At 51.5% G+C, this 16052-nt stretch carries 14 protein-coding genes and 1 pseudogene; 5 read left to right on the top strand and 10 right to left on the bottom strand.

Annotated elements, in window-relative coordinates; genetic code table 11:
* Positions 1-6: 6 nt before the first annotated feature.
* From BACPLE_RS12015 to BACPLE_RS12005, 3 genes are read right to left on the bottom strand one after another with little or no spacing between them, the layout of a single operon-like run.
* Entirely contained in the window at positions 7-864 is an 858-nt protein-coding gene (locus BACPLE_RS12015) for an aldo/keto reductase (RefSeq protein WP_032953690.1), read from the bottom strand.
* A 1-nt stretch (position 865) separates the two neighbouring features.
* Complete coding sequence (locus BACPLE_RS12010; RefSeq protein WP_007562268.1) at positions 866-1714, bottom strand: aldo/keto reductase; 849 nt, start codon at positions 1712-1714, stop codon at positions 866-868.
* 15 nt (positions 1715-1729) lie between these two features.
* The gene (locus tag BACPLE_RS12005) at positions 1730-2746 is read right to left on the bottom strand and encodes an aldo/keto reductase (RefSeq protein ID WP_007562266.1); all 1017 of its coding nucleotides are present in this window, start codon (positions 2744-2746) and stop codon (positions 1730-1732) included.
* A gap of 51 nt (positions 2747-2797) precedes the next feature.
* On the opposite strand from BACPLE_RS12005, the gene BACPLE_RS12000 reads away from it, so the two are divergent.
* The 3 genes from BACPLE_RS12000 (at position 2798) to BACPLE_RS11990 (ending at position 7651) form a co-directional block, all read left to right on the top strand.
* A complete protein-coding gene (locus tag BACPLE_RS12000) occupies positions 2798-3913 on the top strand; it encodes a fimbrillin family protein (RefSeq protein WP_007562264.1) in 1116 nt (371 codons plus the stop codon).
* Between the two features lie 140 nt (positions 3914-4053).
* Positions 4054-5883 (top strand): fimbrillin family protein, encoded by a 1830-nt coding sequence (locus tag BACPLE_RS11995; protein ID WP_032953668.1) that lies wholly within the window; start codon positions 4054-4056, stop codon positions 5881-5883.
* A gap of 40 nt (positions 5884-5923) precedes the next feature.
* Positions 5924-7651 (top strand): fimbrillin family protein, encoded by a 1728-nt coding sequence (locus BACPLE_RS11990; protein ID WP_007562261.1) that lies wholly within the window; start codon positions 5924-5926, stop codon positions 7649-7651.
* Between the two features lie 209 nt (positions 7652-7860).
* Here BACPLE_RS11990 and BACPLE_RS19345 read toward each other — a convergent pair whose 3' ends face one another.
* The gene (locus tag BACPLE_RS19345) at positions 7861-8004 is read right to left on the bottom strand and encodes a hypothetical protein (RefSeq protein WP_155268265.1); all 144 of its coding nucleotides are present in this window, start codon (positions 8002-8004) and stop codon (positions 7861-7863) included.
* Between the two features lie 34 nt (positions 8005-8038).
* Between BACPLE_RS19345 and BACPLE_RS11985 the strand changes: the two genes are divergently transcribed.
* Complete coding sequence (locus tag BACPLE_RS11985; RefSeq protein WP_316928365.1) at positions 8039-9217, top strand: PDDEXK nuclease domain-containing protein; 1179 nt, start codon at positions 8039-8041, stop codon at positions 9215-9217.
* 110 nt (positions 9218-9327) lie between these two features.
* Positions 9328-9651 (top strand): annotated as a pseudogene (locus BACPLE_RS18920) (hypothetical protein); the annotation flags it as partial.
* Between the two features lie 58 nt (positions 9652-9709).
* On the opposite strand, the gene BACPLE_RS19340 reads toward BACPLE_RS18920, so the two are convergent.
* From BACPLE_RS19340 to BACPLE_RS11955, 6 genes are all read right to left on the bottom strand, one after another.
* Entirely contained in the window at positions 9710-9847 is a 138-nt protein-coding gene (locus tag BACPLE_RS19340; protein WP_007562255.1) for a hypothetical protein, read from the bottom strand.
* Between the two features lie 92 nt (positions 9848-9939).
* Positions 9940-10707 carry an ABC transporter ATP-binding protein gene (locus BACPLE_RS11975; protein ID WP_007562253.1) on the bottom strand — a complete coding sequence of 256 codons (768 nt, stop codon included), beginning with the start codon at positions 10705-10707 and terminating at the stop codon, positions 9940-9942.
* The gene (locus BACPLE_RS11970; protein WP_007562251.1) at positions 10704-11684 is read right to left on the bottom strand and encodes an iron ABC transporter permease; all 981 of its coding nucleotides are present in this window, start codon (positions 11682-11684) and stop codon (positions 10704-10706) included. Before BACPLE_RS11970 ends, BACPLE_RS11975 begins: the two co-directional genes overlap by 4 nt.
* Complete coding sequence (locus tag BACPLE_RS11965) at positions 11685-12824, bottom strand: ABC transporter substrate-binding protein (protein ID WP_007562249.1); 1140 nt, start codon at positions 12822-12824, stop codon at positions 11685-11687.
* 11 nt (positions 12825-12835) lie between these two features.
* A complete protein-coding gene (locus BACPLE_RS11960) occupies positions 12836-14926 on the bottom strand; it encodes a TonB-dependent receptor plug domain-containing protein (protein ID WP_032953693.1) in 2091 nt (696 codons plus the stop codon).
* A gap of 14 nt (positions 14927-14940) precedes the next feature.
* Positions 14941-16008: a DUF5074 domain-containing protein gene (locus BACPLE_RS11955; protein ID WP_085930684.1), complete on the bottom strand. Its 1068-nt coding sequence runs from the start codon at positions 16006-16008 to the stop codon at positions 14941-14943.
* Positions 16009-16052 lie beyond the last annotated feature (44 nt).

Raw genomic sequence — 16052 nt, 5'->3', positions numbered from 1 at the left:
GCCATATCAGTTGTCCGGATTGAAATTCTTGTCGTAATCCAAAAGGAACTTTGCCAGTACAGGGTCGTTGTGGTCCACTTTCAACTTGCCGGTGTCCAGACGGTGGATTGCCTTTCTGTCTTCTTCCGTTAATTCGAAATCGAAAATTTCGAAATTCTCTTTCATTCGTTCTTTGTGCACACTCTTCGGTATGGCGATGATACCTTCGTCCGTTAAAAATTTCAGAGCAATTTGTGCATTACTCTTACCGTATTTAGCCCCGATACCCCGTAAGGTTTCATCCTTGAAAAGATTGTCCGCACCTTGGGCGAGCGGTCCCCATGCCATGAGACGTGTACCGTAAGGCGCAATCGTTTCCCGCATGGCAGTCTGTTGGGCAAACACGTGCGCTTCCACTTGCAGGACAGCCGGTTTCACTTCCATGTTCTCGGCCAAGTCCACGAAGCGGGCTCCGTAGAAATTACTCAACCCGATAGCACGTACTTTACCTTCCTGATAGGCTTTTTGCATGGCCCTGTACGTTCCGTAATAATCGCCGAAAGGCTGGTGAACAAGCAGCAGGTCTATATAGTCAGTACGGAGTTTGCGCAACGACTCGTCTATGCTGCGTGCCGCTTTCTCTTCACCTGCATTGGAAATCCACACCTTGGTGGTGATAAACAGTTCCTCGCGTGGCACGCCGAGGCGGACAATGGCGTTGCCCACGCCTTCCTCGTTGTAATAAGCCTGCGCCGTGTCTATCAGGCGGTAGCCGGTGTGTATGGCGTCTGTTACGCAACGTTCGCACTCTTTCGGGCTTACTTGGAATACTCCGTAGCCCAATGTTGGCATTTCGATACCGTTGTTCAATGTGATTGTTTTCATGTCAGTCATGTATTTTATGGGTTCCTATGCTTTTAACGGTTGGCAAATCCATATCGTCATAGATGGGGCTGCGACCTGTATCCAGTGCGGCGATGGACTGCAACTCTTCTCCGGTCAGGGTAAAATCGAAAATATCGAGGTTTTCCGCCATTCGTTCTTTCCGCACGCTCTTGGGGATAACGACCACGTTACGCTGGTTGAGCCAGCGCAAGATGACCTGCCCCGTGCTTTTGCCATGCTTCCGTGCGATTTCTTTCAGTACCGGATGGTTGAAAATATCGTTCTTGCCTTCGGCAAACGGTGCCCACGCCTCATGCTGGATGGCCTCTTTCTGCAAGAACGCATTGGCAGCCTGCTGCTGGAAAAACGGATGCGTTTCTATTTGATTGACGGCAGGCTTCACCTCATTGTGCAGGAAAAGGTCTTGCAGGCGTTCATTGGAGAAACTGGTTACTCCGATGGCGCGGATACGCCCCTCCTTGTATAGCCGCTCGCAGGCTCTCCAAGCAGCGTAATAGTTACCGTAGGGCTTGTGCAGCAGATAAAGGTCAAGATAGTCCAGTCCGAGTTTTTTCATCGAGAGGTCAAAAGCCCGGAGGGCATTATCGTATTCGTAGTCTTGTACCCACAGTTTGGTGGTAACGAACAAGTCCTCTCGCTTCAGTCCGCTGTGGCGGATGGCATTGCCTACCTGTTCTTCATTGAAATAAGCAGCCGCCGTGTCTATCAGGCGGTAGCCCGTTTCGAGGGCGTCGCTTACAGCACGTTCCGTTTCGTTTTCGGGGATTTGAAACACGCCGAAACCGATGGCCGGCATCATCACCCCGTTGTTCAGTCTTACTTCTTTCATAGTCCGTATCTCCTTTCAATCCTCTTTCTTTTTCCAGTTGCTCCCGAAATCACCTTGTACGGTCTCCACATGTCCGCGATGGCCGTGCACCGGACAGGCGTTCAAGGCCGCCTCCAGCATTCGGAACTCCTCGTCGGTCAGTTCCACATTTGCCGCGCCGAGGTTTTCAAGGATGCGCTCTTGATTCTTCGAGCCGGGAATAGGCACGACATTGGGATATTTGTGGAGCATCCATGCCAGTGAAATCTGGGCGGGCGTGGCGCCTTTCTTGTCTGCATATTCATGGAGGATGTCCAATATGGGCAGGTTTGCTTCGATATTCTCTTTTTTCAGCTGGGGAACGAAATTCCGTACATCGTCCACGGCTTCAAACTGCGTGTCGGCATGGATCTTTCCCGAAAGAAACCCGCTGGCTATTGGGGAGAACGGCACGACGCCGATACCGTGTTCCATGCAATAAGGGAATATCTCCTTTTCACAGTCGCGCTCCAACATGGAATAGAGATTCTGCACGGCGGCGACAGGCGTGATGGCATGTGCCTTGGCCAATGTCTCGACACCTACCTGTGACAGTCCCCACGCACGGATAACTCCTTTCTTGATGAGCCCTCCCATGGCTTCGGCCACCTCTTCAAGGGGAATCTCCGCGTTGATGCGATGCAGGTAATAAAGGTCGATATAGTCCGTATTCAGGTTGGCCAGTGATTTCTCCAAATGCGTGCGTACTGCTTCGCAGACGCTTTTCCCGCCGCACAGCTCTTCGGAGTAGATGAACAGTTTGGTAGCCAGCACGACATCTTTGCGGAAACCGGAGATTGCTTTTCCTACCAACTGCTCGTTATGCCCCGGATAGAACATGACATCGCCATACACCTCTGCCGTATCGAAGAACGTGCAGCCCGTTTCATACGCTTTCCGTATTGCGTCGAGAGCGTACCCCTCTTCGGGTACTTTGCCATAGCCGTGGGAGAATCCCATGCAGCCCATTCCTATTTCGGAAACTTCGAGATTTCCAATCAATCTTTTCTTCATTGCGTTCTCAATTTTAAATTATACCGCAAAATTACAGTAAAACAGACATATATGGCCGTGGCGGCAATAGCCATGGCATCGTGCTCGCAGGACGAGACGATCGGTATCAACGAGGGCAAGGGCATCGGCTTCCGCACATCGGCGGACAACCTCACGCGCGGTGCCGAAATCACGACCAACAACATTGAGGAGTTTAACGTGTCGGCATTCGACCCGACAGGGGCGACGTATTTCAAGGAAGCGAAGTTCACGGGAAAGCAGGGCGAGGCTTACATTTCCGACCCGCTCTACTACTGGCCGGGCGATGACACCCAACTGACGTTCCGTGCCTATGCCCCGACAACCGGGATCAGCGGTACAATGACACTCGCTTTGGACGATAACAACAACACGCTGACCAGTTTTTCGCCGAAAGATAACATCGCAGAACAAGTAGACCTTATCTACGCCACCGCTACCGGCAAGAAATCAACGAACGAGGCAAACGGCGTGAAGCTCGACTTCAAGCACATGCTCTCGCAGATTGAAATCAAGGCAAAGAACGACAACAAGGGCTATGTCTACAAGGTCAAGGGCGTGAAGATTGCCTATATCAAGAAGCAGGGCAACCTCAACTTCGACAAGGCGGTATCAGAAACAGCTACAGAAAAGGAAAACGCATGGTCGAACCTTTCCGATGATAAAGCCATCTATACGGTACAGTACGATACTGAGATCACGTTGGGTGAGGAAGCTGTAACCATTATGGATAAGGAAAATTCAAAGGCCAACGGCAACGCCATGCTGATTCCGCAGCAACTGACCGCATGGGACGGTACGGCGGGCAATACCAACAGCGGCGCATACCTCGCCGTGCTGGTGAATGTTGAGACCAAGGACGGTGCGCAGGTTCATCCCAAAAAAGACGACGGCACCGAGGAGTATGCGTGGGTAGCTGTGGGCATCGGCACGAAGTGGGAGATGGGCAACAAGTACATCTATACGCTCGACTTCTCCGAGGGTGCGGGAAAGCCCGAACCTGACCCGGAAAATCCCGAACCGAACGAACCGGTTGATCCGATCCTCGGCGGCCCGATTAAGTTCACGGTCGAAGTGGCAAAGTGGATAGATAAAGATCAGACCCCCGACCTGTCTTGGGATGCGGATAAGGATGACACAGACGATTAACGACTTTTTGTCCGTTACCCTATCGTAGACGGACTGACACACAGGCCGGGCGGGGTTGAATGTCCCCTCCCGGTCACGAAGACTTCCCGCAGCGGGAGGCAAAGAGAAACAAATAAAGATACAGCAATATGAGGAAACGAATGAAAGAACTGCCATTTGCCGGAATGCTCCGCCGGGTGGCGGTGTTCGCGGCAGCAGGTGCGCTGCTGGTATCCTGCACGAAGGAGTACGACGGCTTCCCCTCTGCGGGGAATGAGCTGCGATTCAGTGTCTCGCAGCAGGGAGAGGCGGACGCTGAACGTGCGATGACACGCGCCACGCCCGTCACCGAAAATAAGTTTCACGACGCTTTCGGCGTGTTCGGCTATTCCCATCTCGGTGAAGAGAATTGGACGGATGTAGCCCCTAAGTTTATGTTCAACATCGAAGCCTCGACAGAGGACGGGACGAACTATACCACCAAGGACACCTATTTCGTGCCGGGCAAAGGGCAGAACGTGACTTTCCTCGCCTATGCGCCCTACGGGGCTGAAGGGCTGACCCTGCCCGAACGGGGTACAATCGGCGCACCGAATTATGAGTATGAAGTGCCGCAAGACGTGGCGCAGCAGTCCGACCTGTGCTTCGCCGTACCCGCCACCCTCAAGGGGGGTACGGAAGACGGCACGGTGAACTTGGCATTCCACCACGCGCTGACCGCCGTGAGCTTTGTCGGGAGTAAGGGGATGGCATATGCAAAATTTTCCCGCATCGCGCTGAAAGGGTTGTATGGCAAGGCGGTGTATCAATCCGACGGTACGGGAACAGTTCAGTGGACAGACTATAGCGAGCCGAACAGCACCTATTCGCTTTCGCTGGACCCGAACGTCACAATCTCTGCGAATGGAAAAGAAGACAAGCCCATCACGACCGAGGCGCAGACCTTCATGCTGCTGCCGCAGGATTTGGCAAATGCCGAACTTGAAGTGACTTTCAAGGACCAGCAGTTTGAGTGGCATACCTTGACCGCCTCCCTCTCGGACAGGGAGGCATGGCAACCGGGCGAGCATGTGACGTACACGATAAAAATCGTCGAAGACAGACTGATAATAGAATCCGTGGATGTCACAGCTTGGAATAAGCATAAAGAAGTTGACGAAGAGGGCGAACCTGCCTACTTGCCGGAGCGGTTGAAAATAGGCGACTATTTCTATTCGGACGGTACTTATTCCGACGGCGGGCTGCGTTGGATCAAAGAGGACGGCGAGTATGTGATTGCCAGTCCGAAACCCACGCCGGTTGCAAGCAAGACCGTGGTAGGCATCGTGTACGCCACTTTCAGAGACCACCCTGACCGTTTCGGCAAGGCGGAACGGGATACCTTATTGCGGCAGTACGGGCGCGAACCGCGCGGGCTGGTGGTGGCGGTGAAAAACGCATCTTCCGTCAAGTGGTACAATGACGATGAATCCCCTGAAAGCGGGCTGCCAAAAACCAACAGACCGTCCCTTTGCTACAAGGATATAAGCGGGCTGGCCAACAGCCGACACATCGAGGATACACACGGTTTCAGCGACTACCCCGCATTCAAGGAAGCCACCGAGCACCAATACGGCGCCTTGACTAAGGATGCGAAGACAACGGGCTGGTATCTGCCCGCCGCCGGACAGTTGTGGGATGTGTTCCAGAACTTGGGAAACATCAAGAGTCTGGCGGATGAAAGTCTGCAAACCTCGGAACAGTTTGTCGGCAACGACGCAATCTCGATTTCGGTTGAGGAAAAGGCACGCCTGAACAGTTGGCTGTCGGGAATTGAGGATGCAGACATCTTCAATCCGGAAAACGACGATAAGGCTATATGGACATCTTCGGAAAGCAATGCAGGCTATGCTATTTCATGGGATTTAGAAAACAAAAATTCTACGAAGATATTATATTTCCATCAAAAGGGATTATCCGCACAATATGTCCGCCCCGTCCTCGCCTTCTGAGCGGGCGCAAAGTATGAACATCAAGAAATAACATAAAACGATGAAAACAGACAAGCGATATACAACCGATAAGAAAGCGGCACGGTGCGGCATAGCCGGGACGCTGCTCGCCGCATTGCTGCTCGCCTTCTCGTGCAGCCAAGAGGATATGTTGGATAACGGTGCTTACCCTGCCGACGGCACACGCCTTGTCGTCACCGTGACGGACGGTGGCTACCAGTCGTCCGGAGAGCCGCAGACACGCGCCGTGGAAAAAGGCTATGCCACCGAGTTTACCGAAGGGGATGCTGCCGGATTGTTTGCCGTCAATGCCGAGGGAAGAATCTGGATACAGAACATAAAAGTGACAGCAGAGAAGAACGACGACGGTACAGTCACATGGGACGTACAGGGGCAAACGCTCATGCACACCCCGGAAACGAAGTATTTCCTGTATTACCCCTTTCAGAATGACGCACATAACAAGGTCGATGTCTATGCGGAGACAGCAGAGGACTTTTTCAAGCCGCTCATCGACGAGTGGAAGCCGAAAGAAGACCAGAGCAGATATGCCGACTATACGGCGAGCGACCTCATGGTGGCGAAAGGCGTGGTGGAGACAGTCGATAAGGAAGCGCATTCTGTCGCGGTGAATTTCACCATGAAGCACTGCATGGCGCTGGCGGTCATAGAGATGCCCGGCACGCTCTACCACATCACGAGCTACAATTCCAAAACGACGAAGTGCGACTTCTATTTCTTGGACGGTGTGGAGGCACAATTCGAGGGGAATGACCAACCTTACCGTCCCGAAGACCACCCCGTAGGCGAAGGCAGTGCCGACTACCACTACCGCCTCCGCTACATCGTCCGCCCGGATAAGGGCTATACGCAAAACGGCGAGTATATGGACAAGGCCGACGAGGTGGTACACAACTACGAGGTGGCAATCTGCGCGGATGACCTGAAAGCGGGCTGTTACACTCTCTGCAAGGTGGACGGCGGGCTGAAGGAGGTAGAGGGAGACTACCACTATCTCGAAATCGTGCGCATCGGCGACCTGTTCTGTCCGACCGCAAACCTCTCGGATTGGTATCTCGTGCCTCACGAGGTAGAAGAGCTTGCCGATGACGACGAACCTTCCGGTATCGTGTTCCAGACCGACAAACGCCGCTTCGGTTCTGCCGAGACGGATTTCTTCGGGGGACGGGAAGCCATGCACAGGCTGGTCGTATCTGTAAAGAAAGCAGAGAGTGCTATATGGTCTAACAATCAGAATGAAACGGGACTGGCTGACTGCACGACGCTGGAGGACTGTTACAACAATATTAGCGGTTTCTATAATCACACCTATATCAAGGAGAATTACAATGGTTTCGATAATTTCCCCGCTTTCAAGGCGGCGGACGAGCACGGGAAAACCTGCCCCATACCCATCGGCAATAAGACTACGGGCTGGTACCTGCCTGCGGCCGGACAGGTGTGGGATATTTATCAGAATCTGGGCGATTGTCAACAAATGGCAGAAACGGAGTGGCAGACTTCACAAGTTGATATAGCAGATGAGCATGATTTTAGGCAGGTAAACCTTCTTACTACACTGAACAAGTGGATGGAAAAAATTCCCTCGGAGGGGAAAGATGAATTTTCGTACGGTTATCATCGGACTTCATCGGAATATAATACTAACAAGAGCGCACATTATGTTTTGAGCAGTAATTACATAACATTTATGACCAGCGATAAGACACTCGATAATCATATTGTACGCCCCGTTCTTGCCTTCTGACGGGACCCCGAAACCATACAGCCAGATGGCGGCCATCGGAAACATGGTCGCCGTTTTTTTATGAAACGGAAACGGGCTGAAGCATGGACAGGTGTATATTGATACAAGCGATTTTCCCTCCCCTTATTTCGCATCATTCGCCCCGTCCCGGCACTCCGTTTCTTTCCGGATGCGCCGCCTTTCTTCTTTATCCGTTCGCTCCGTTATGGTTAATGAATATCCGTTTCCGTGCCATTCTCTCCTTGATGAACCATGCAAGACAGGCGTGCCTTTGCGTTCGTTTCCACGGTATGTACGGAAAATCCCGATGCCGGGATAAACAACCTGACGAAAACACCCTGTATCTTCCGCATTTTTTGTATTTTTGCTCCCGATTTACAGGTAGATATGGAACAAACGGCAAATTCGGTGCAAAGCATGACCTTTGAGCAGTTGGCTCAAAATATCATGACCGTTGACGATTCGATGCGGGGATTGGCGGTCAAGACCATCAATCAGGCAATCACGTTGCGGAATTGGATCATCGGGTGTTATATCGTTGAATACGAACAGAACGGCAGCGACAGGGCCAAATACGGCGACAGGCTGCTGAAAAGTCTGGAACAGCATATCGGGCAGAAAGGGTTGAATGTCACTCTTTTCCAGCTCTCTCGACTGTTTTACAGGGATTATCCCCATGTCGGTACGCTGGTTTCCGCGAATTATGCGACACCGTCGCATAATTCTCCGGCAACGGCAATTTGTGCGACACTGTCGCACAAATTGTGTCGGCTTCATAGTCCTGCCGTTGGCGGGAAGTATGCGGACAAGCTGCCCGAAGCATTCGGTACACCGGCGGAAAAGCTGATTTCGGCGCTTTCCTTTTCGCATATCCGGGAATTGCTCACGGTGGACGACCCGCTGGTACGCTTTTTCTACGAAACGGAATGTATCCGGGGGACGTGGAGCGTGCGCGAACTGCGCCGCCAGATTGTCTCCAATCTCCATGTCCGCGTCGGGCTGTCGGAGGATAAGATGAAAGCGATGATGCTTGCAGACAGCCGGGCGGAGCGGCATACCCCGCTTCTTCAGATACGCGACCCCTATACGTTCGAGTTTCTCGGTCTCCAAGCCAAGGATGTCCTTACGGAAAGCGACATAGAGGAAGCCTTGATTGCGCATTTGCAGGAGTTCCTGCTGGAATTGGGGAAAGGCTTCTGTTTCGAGGCGCGTCAGAAACGCATCGTCATAGACGGGGAGTATTATTTTGCAGACCTCGTTTTCTACAACCGGTTGCTTCACTGCAACGTCATTGTGGAGTTGAAAAACGACGAGTTCCGCCACGAACACATAGGACAGTTGAATGCCTATGTCAGCTATTATGCCGAGCATGAAATGCAGCCAGGCGACAACCCTCCGGTGGGAATCCTGCTTTGCACCCGCAAGGGAAAGAAGATGGTGGAATACGCCCTCGGCAACATGGATAACCGGCTTTTCGTATCGACCTATCAGTTGCAGTTGCCGGATCGCCGGCAGTTGGAACAGTTCTTGATGGACGAATGCCGTAAACAGTCCCCGGAGGTATAAAATATCCGTTGTACATAAAAAAGCGTGTATCTCACTCCGCCTGCCATATTGTGCTTGCCCTCATAAGGCGTGCTTTGTAAGGTGCATATAGCAACCCCAAGGCTGGGGAGGACGCAGGGACTTGTGTTTCAAAAGAATATCGCAATTTCCAAACGGCATTGCTGCATGAAATTTCCAAATATGCAGAAGCGGTGAATGCGGTCGTCGTGTCCGAGAATAAGGGACATTACTTTACAAGTTGCTTTATTGAACGTAACGGTAAATTCGTATACATACACCATTTTTCGAATATGCGGATGAATGATATGGTAAAGATAGAACTTGATTCGTTCCTGATACGGACCGCCCGGCACGCAAAGGATTATACCGGTGGTATCAATCAATATTGCGATATGTCACAGCTACAGTCAATGATTGACAAACTGTTGTCTTAATGTAATGTATAAGAATGTGAGGTGGCGTTGAAGTGAAGTCACCTCACATTCGTTTCCGTTATCGGTGCAGACCGCTGATGTAGCTTTCCTCTTGCACTTCGGCCTGGTATTCTTCCATACCCTCCAGCTTTTCGTTTACCTTTTGCAGGTTATCGTCCAGTGTTGTATCGTGATCGAAAGGAAAGCTGTGTTGCACGGCAAGGTCGGTATTGGTAAAAGCATTCCTCGTTCTGGAAGTATAAAATGAGCTTGTTCCCCCTTATGTTGGTTCTATATAAAATCGTTCAGTTATATAGGACTGTTTTTTACTTTTATAGTGTTTGTTGTAACATCGAACAATATCCGGCTGTTTTGAAAAAGCCGCTCTATACAGCCGCTCTGACGCATTTTCTCCGTCGTCATACATAATAGTCGTGGAGAATCGATAAGAGCTATTGCATCAGTGAGTGACAAGGCTATGTCCAGTTCGTGAGTAGAGAATAGGATACACTTTCCTTCATCGTGGGCGAGCCGTGCAAGGAGTGTGCATAGCTCGTAACGGTTGGGCATATCAAGAAATGAGGTCGGTTCGTCCAGCAGGATAATGGGAGTGGATTGTGCCAATGCACGGGCGATCATCACACGCTGGCATTCGCCATCCGACATCTTATCCATCGTGCGGTTTGCGTAAGCCTCCATTCCTACAGAGACGAGCGATTGCATGACTATCTCCTTATCCGCCTCCTGCATCCTGCCTATCCAGTTGGTATAAGGAGCACGGCCTATGGCTACGACATCCTTGCACCGCAGGTTGGCGATACGCATGCGTTCGGTAGTGACGACGGCCAGCGTTTTTGCCATATCCTCGGTTCTCATGCAAGCAATGTCGTGCTCGTCGAGAATGATTTTTCCGGAATAACACCGGTTCAGACCGGCTATGGCGCGGAGCAGCGTTGATTTCCCCGTTCCGTTTCTTCCGATAAGGGCTGTCAGTTGGCCTTTTTTTATCGTGGCATTAACCTCGTGAAGCAACGAGTTCTCTTTATAACCTATGGAAAAATGCTGTAATTCTATCATGCGGTGATGGATTTGTTGCGTAAAACCACCCATACGACGATTGGGATTCCCAATAGAGCTGTAATGGCGTTGATCGGCAAGGTGAATATTTTGGAAATGACGTCGCAAAAAAGCAATATCGATGCTCCTGAAAGAATCGTTCCGGGCAGAAGGACACGATGATCGCTGTTTTGGAAAAGCATTCTTGTGACATGAGGTATAGCGAGACCGATGAAACCTATCGGACCGCAAAAGGCGGTTATCGTTCCGGCAAGCAGCGTTGTCGATAGAAACAGCAGGCCGCGTGAACGCCGGATATCCAGTCCCATCGTTACGGCATATTCCTCGCCGAAAAGCAGGAGGTTGAGCGGTTTAATGGTCAATACGGCCAATAGCAGCCCAACAACGACCGAGGGACCGAGCAGGGTGAGTTGCGGCAAGGTCACGTCGCCGAGCGCCCCCATCGTCCAGATGACGAAAGCCTTCAGGGATTCCTCATGGCTGAAATACTGCAAAATCTGCACGACAGCACCTACACCCGATGAGAACATCATACCCAGAATCAGGATTACCATGATATCCTTTATTCGACGTCCGACGGCAGTTATCACGAGCAACACGACAGCCGCACCCACCCACGCGGCTCCGGCAATGCCTATTGACGAACCGATCCCGGCAAGCACCACGAGTGCCACGCCGAGACTTGCACCGGAACTGATACCGAGGACATAGGGACCGGCAAGAGGATTACGGAAGAGGGTCTGCATCTGAAGACCGCTGACCGACAAGGCAGCCCCGGCCAACAGTGCCACGACAGCTTTTATGAGGCGTATGTTGAGTACGATTTTTTTCGTGGCAGGGGGACAATTTCCCCCGGTCAGCGCTGCCCATACATCGCGGATCGGAATGTTGACAGCTCCCACGGCCAAGTCCAGTAAAAAAAGACTGACCGTGAGCGTAATCAATATGAAGAATAATATAGTCGAACGGGAACGCATCTATTTCAGTCGCTTGTAATATACACACTCTTCCTGCACCAGTTCGGGATGGAATATCTTCACGAGGTCACGGAGCACGATGTCGGGATTCACGACGGCAGACTCGTAATAGTCGTTTCCGCCGCCGGCGTTGGTGCGGGCATTGTTGTTATATACATTTCCGTTTTTGAAACACCGGGTGTCGGTAAACTTCGGACACGATGCTTTCAATTCGTCAAGCGAGTTCGCCATTCCCACGTTCAGCCACATGTCCGCATCCGATGCAAGCAGATAGGCTTCCTCCATGTCGATGGGGACAGAAGCGTTTCCCGTATTTTTTTGATAGACATAATGGCCGCCTGCATCGGCAATCAATCGGGCGGCATAACTTTGGGTTGAAGGCATGAACCACGAGTCGCCGTAGGGAACATTAAGCATAACCGAAGGAGCATCAAGGGCACTGTCGGCCACTTTCTTTTTCAAAGCGTTGTATCTGACAGGAATTGCTGCAAAGGTTTTCTCTCCATCCCCTCGTTTTCCGGCTACTTCCGAAAGTGCCACCATCCATTCGGCTTTGCCGAGTGGCGATTCTTCGAGGTAGTCGCCGACATACATGAACGGTATGTCGAGTTCTTCGAGCTTGCTTTCCATTGCGCTTGCTCCATTCACCCCATAGAGCAGAACGAGGTCGGGATCGAGCGAAAGCAGCAGTTCGTAGTTGATGTTTCCTTCATAGCCGACATCGCCGATACTGTCGCGGCGAGCTTGGATGTCGGGGTTGGAAATGTAGTCGATTCCCGAAACGCCGGCCACACGCCCGACTTCGCCGATGGCATCGAGCATGGCGATATGGGTGGAAGACATCGCCACGATACGTTTTGCGTCTCCTTCGAGCGCCTGTCCGGCAAACCCTTCGGGAATCTCTTCGCCGTTGCGGGCGATAAATAACCATGTGGTTACACTGTCCGCTCCCTGCCAAGGATTCGTTACGGTTATCAGTACGCTTTCCTTGCCGTCCGCCCCTTTGATGTCGAAGCCGGAGGCATATTCGGGAGCGTAGAGCGACTGGTTGAAATCGTCGAGTTTGGAACTCTTGTCGTGGCAGCCTGCAAATGCCAGAGAAAGTAATAATATCAGGCTTAAATTCTTCAATGCGTTCATATTGTTACAGATTATCGTTTGTTATTCTTGTTTTTTCCGAACTTGGGCGTTATACCGATGAATATCTCGAAATTGATGCCCGGCATGGGACGGGACAATACGGAAAGGTATTCTTCATCGAACAGGTTGTTGATGCTGCCCTTTAGCGACAGATCGGCCCATCGGAAAGAAAGCTGTTTTTCCAGTGTCACGTTATTCATGAAGTAAGGAGGCAGATAGCCCGTCAGGGTATAGTCATTACTCGACATGGTATAACGCTGGCTGTAATAACACCACTTGTAAAGCAGGCTCCATGTACGCCATGACAGACGCCCGGTCACCGTTGCGGAAAACTCCGGCACGTATGGCAACTGTTTGCCGACGGATTGGTCTGCCGGACTCATCGGTTCGCTCTCGTTGATCGAAGGAGTCCACGAGAAAGTTCCGTTCATATCCAGTTTCCAGTCCTTTCCGAGCATTACATCAAGGTGGGCGTTGGCCTCCGCCCCGTAAGCATGTACCTTCTTGAGGTTTCTGGGAGAGAAGAATCCCTTGGTTGTGGGTAGCCAAATGATCCAGTCGTCGATGTGCGAATCGAACCAGTTGATACCACCGCTCAAAGCATATACATTTTCTTTCCCCACAGAGAACGACAACCCCACGTCGTATGTGAAGCCGTGTTCGCTTTTCAGGTCGGGATTACCGCCCGGCAGAAAATAGAGGTCGTTCAGCGTGGGAAAACGGTAGTTCCGGGAGATGGATGCTTTCGCCACGATATTTCCTTTCTTTGACAGTACCCCGTCGATGAAGAAGGCCGGGATAACCGGTGCCCATTCCGTGCCGAACATATCCTCGCGGAGAACAAGCGAGGCGGCGAAACGGTCGGTCGGCCTCCATTTGGCCGAAACGGAGCCGGAAAACTCGACACGTCCCTTGTCGTATCCGACAACAGCCTTGCTGCCTTCCTGTGAGATGATATTTTTGTCTGCGCTTTCCACCAAATGCTGGTGTACGGAAACACCGGCCGTGAACAGCCATTTCTCTGAAGGTGCATAATCCCCGTCCGCACTTCCGTAGAACGTGTTGATCTTACTGCGCGAGCGGGTCATCGAAGCCATTTCGCCGTTTCCCTTGTCCCGCTTGTAATCATAGGCCATCCACGTGTGTATATAGCCGCCTTTTACACCGACCTTCCATTTCTCCCGCACGCGATCCCACGAGAGGACACCGCGAAAAGTCTGCTCTCTCTGTCGGTTCTCGAAGTCCATGTCGTTCCCGTAATCCGTGCTGAGCATCGCCAGTTCCCGGTTGGAATTGATATACCAGGCGTTCAGTCCGAACCTGTCGCCTTCACCCGTGTTATAATAAATCTCCTGCAAAACGTGCATATCCTTATAAGCTCCGCTGCGGTTGCGCTCCGTCGGATAATAGGAACCGATGATGTTTTTGTCCTCGTCATAGATGTTTTCCTTCTTGTCCCTGTTTCGGTATTTGTAGTCGTTGGGGGAAGAGGAATATACCACACGGGTGGAGGACTGCCAGTGCTTGTCGCCGTAGGTCAGGCGGAGAAACTCGTCGAATGTGCTGAACGAACCGATACCCTGCACATATTGCAATCCGAATCCTTTGTGGTTGGCCGGTGCTGTGGATAGCTTGACCAGACCTCCCAAACCACCGCCCGTTTCGTTTACCGACGAAGTACCATGCAGCAGCGAGGCGTCATCGATAAAATAGGAAGGTATGGTGGAAAAATCCGTCATACCCAGCATCGGATTGTTAATGCGCATACCGTTCCATGTTACTTGGGTATGCGAGGGAGAGGTACCCCGAAAAGCCACTGTGGACAGTGTGGCACGTCCGTAGTTCTTGACAAAAACGGACGAGTTGAATGTCAGTACATCGGCCATAGACAAGGCGATGTTCTCTTTCATGGCGATGGAATCGAAACGGGTTCGTTGCACGCCTATATCCTTCATTGGGCGTTTGCCCACTACCGTAACTTCGGGAATCATGAGGGTACGTTTCGTCCAATCTTTGGAGCTGTGCTCCTGTTTTTGTTCCTGCGCTGCAAGCAGGACAGGACACAGCAAAACGAAGAATGTTGCTATAAGTTTTCTTTTCATGATGCTGTTATCCATTATTTCCAGCAGAAAGCCCCCGGAATGATTCCTACATAAAATTCATCGATCAGCTTGCCTTGCGGCGAATAGCGATATACGACACCTTGCTGCTGGTAATCAATAGCGTCGGCCACGTAGACTTCCCCGTTGTTGGGATTGACCGTAAGGCCGTAGTATTTGGTGTCCCGAAACTCCAGAAAAGGCCGGACGGGAACACGGTCGGCTTCCACCGGCATCCGCCAAATATCGTTGTTGATCCAGTAAAGCGTATCCCGTGTACCGTTGAGCTGGACTTCCGAAGGCCAGTCGCCCAACTTGAACTTGAACTGTTTCTCTACGGTGAAAGTCTCGGCATCTATACGGTAGAGAGACGGTGCCTCGTAACCGTATGGGCTGCCCTCGTAACCGCCATCCGTGATGGTCCACATCTTGTTGTATTTGTCCATGACCAGCGAGGTCGGCTGTATGCCGATGGTCAGTTCGTCCACGACCTTGTCCGTTTCCGTGTCGATTTTCAGGATGCGGTTCTGGTACGACCAGCAGTTCACATAGACGTACTTGCCGTATTGTACCATTTGTTCGGTGGAACCCGATTCCATGTCCATGTCGGGACATTCGATATAGCCGGTAATCTCGTATGTCTTGGGGTTGATGATGAAGATACGGTAGTCCCATATCTGCGTCACATAGGCTTTTTCATCCGACAGGAAATGGATATACCGGGGTGAAGTGAAACCTGTGATACGGCCCACTTCCTTGAAAGTATTGATGTCGATGGCGAAAATCACATGCGAGTTGTTCACCACGATCCAGCCTATACCGTTCCGGATAACCATAGACTGGGCCACATCGCCCAACTTGAACCCGTTGGCACGGTAAAACACTTCATTCTCCACTTCGCACGTGGCGGGATCGTAGTAGGAAAGCGTGGCATTGCTGTACTGGAAATTCCCCTCGTTGGTGATGAAAAGACCAGAGGCCGATACAGAGAAATCTTCCATCTCTCCGTAATCCCATTTCATGCAACTGCCGAGGGGCAGCAAGCAGAAAAGAAGAAAACAAATCCGTTGTATTGTCCTGCTCATTGTCATTCAAATAAAAAAGAGTACCCGTAATGATTCGGGTACTC

Origin of the sequence: Phocaeicola plebeius DSM 17135 (assembly GCF_000187895.1) — a bacterium.
Taxonomy (GTDB): Bacteria; Bacteroidota; Bacteroidia; order Bacteroidales; family Bacteroidaceae; genus Phocaeicola; species Phocaeicola plebeius.
The sequence above is the reverse complement of the archived record's forward strand: the minus strand, read 5'-3'. Positions and strand labels throughout refer to the sequence as shown.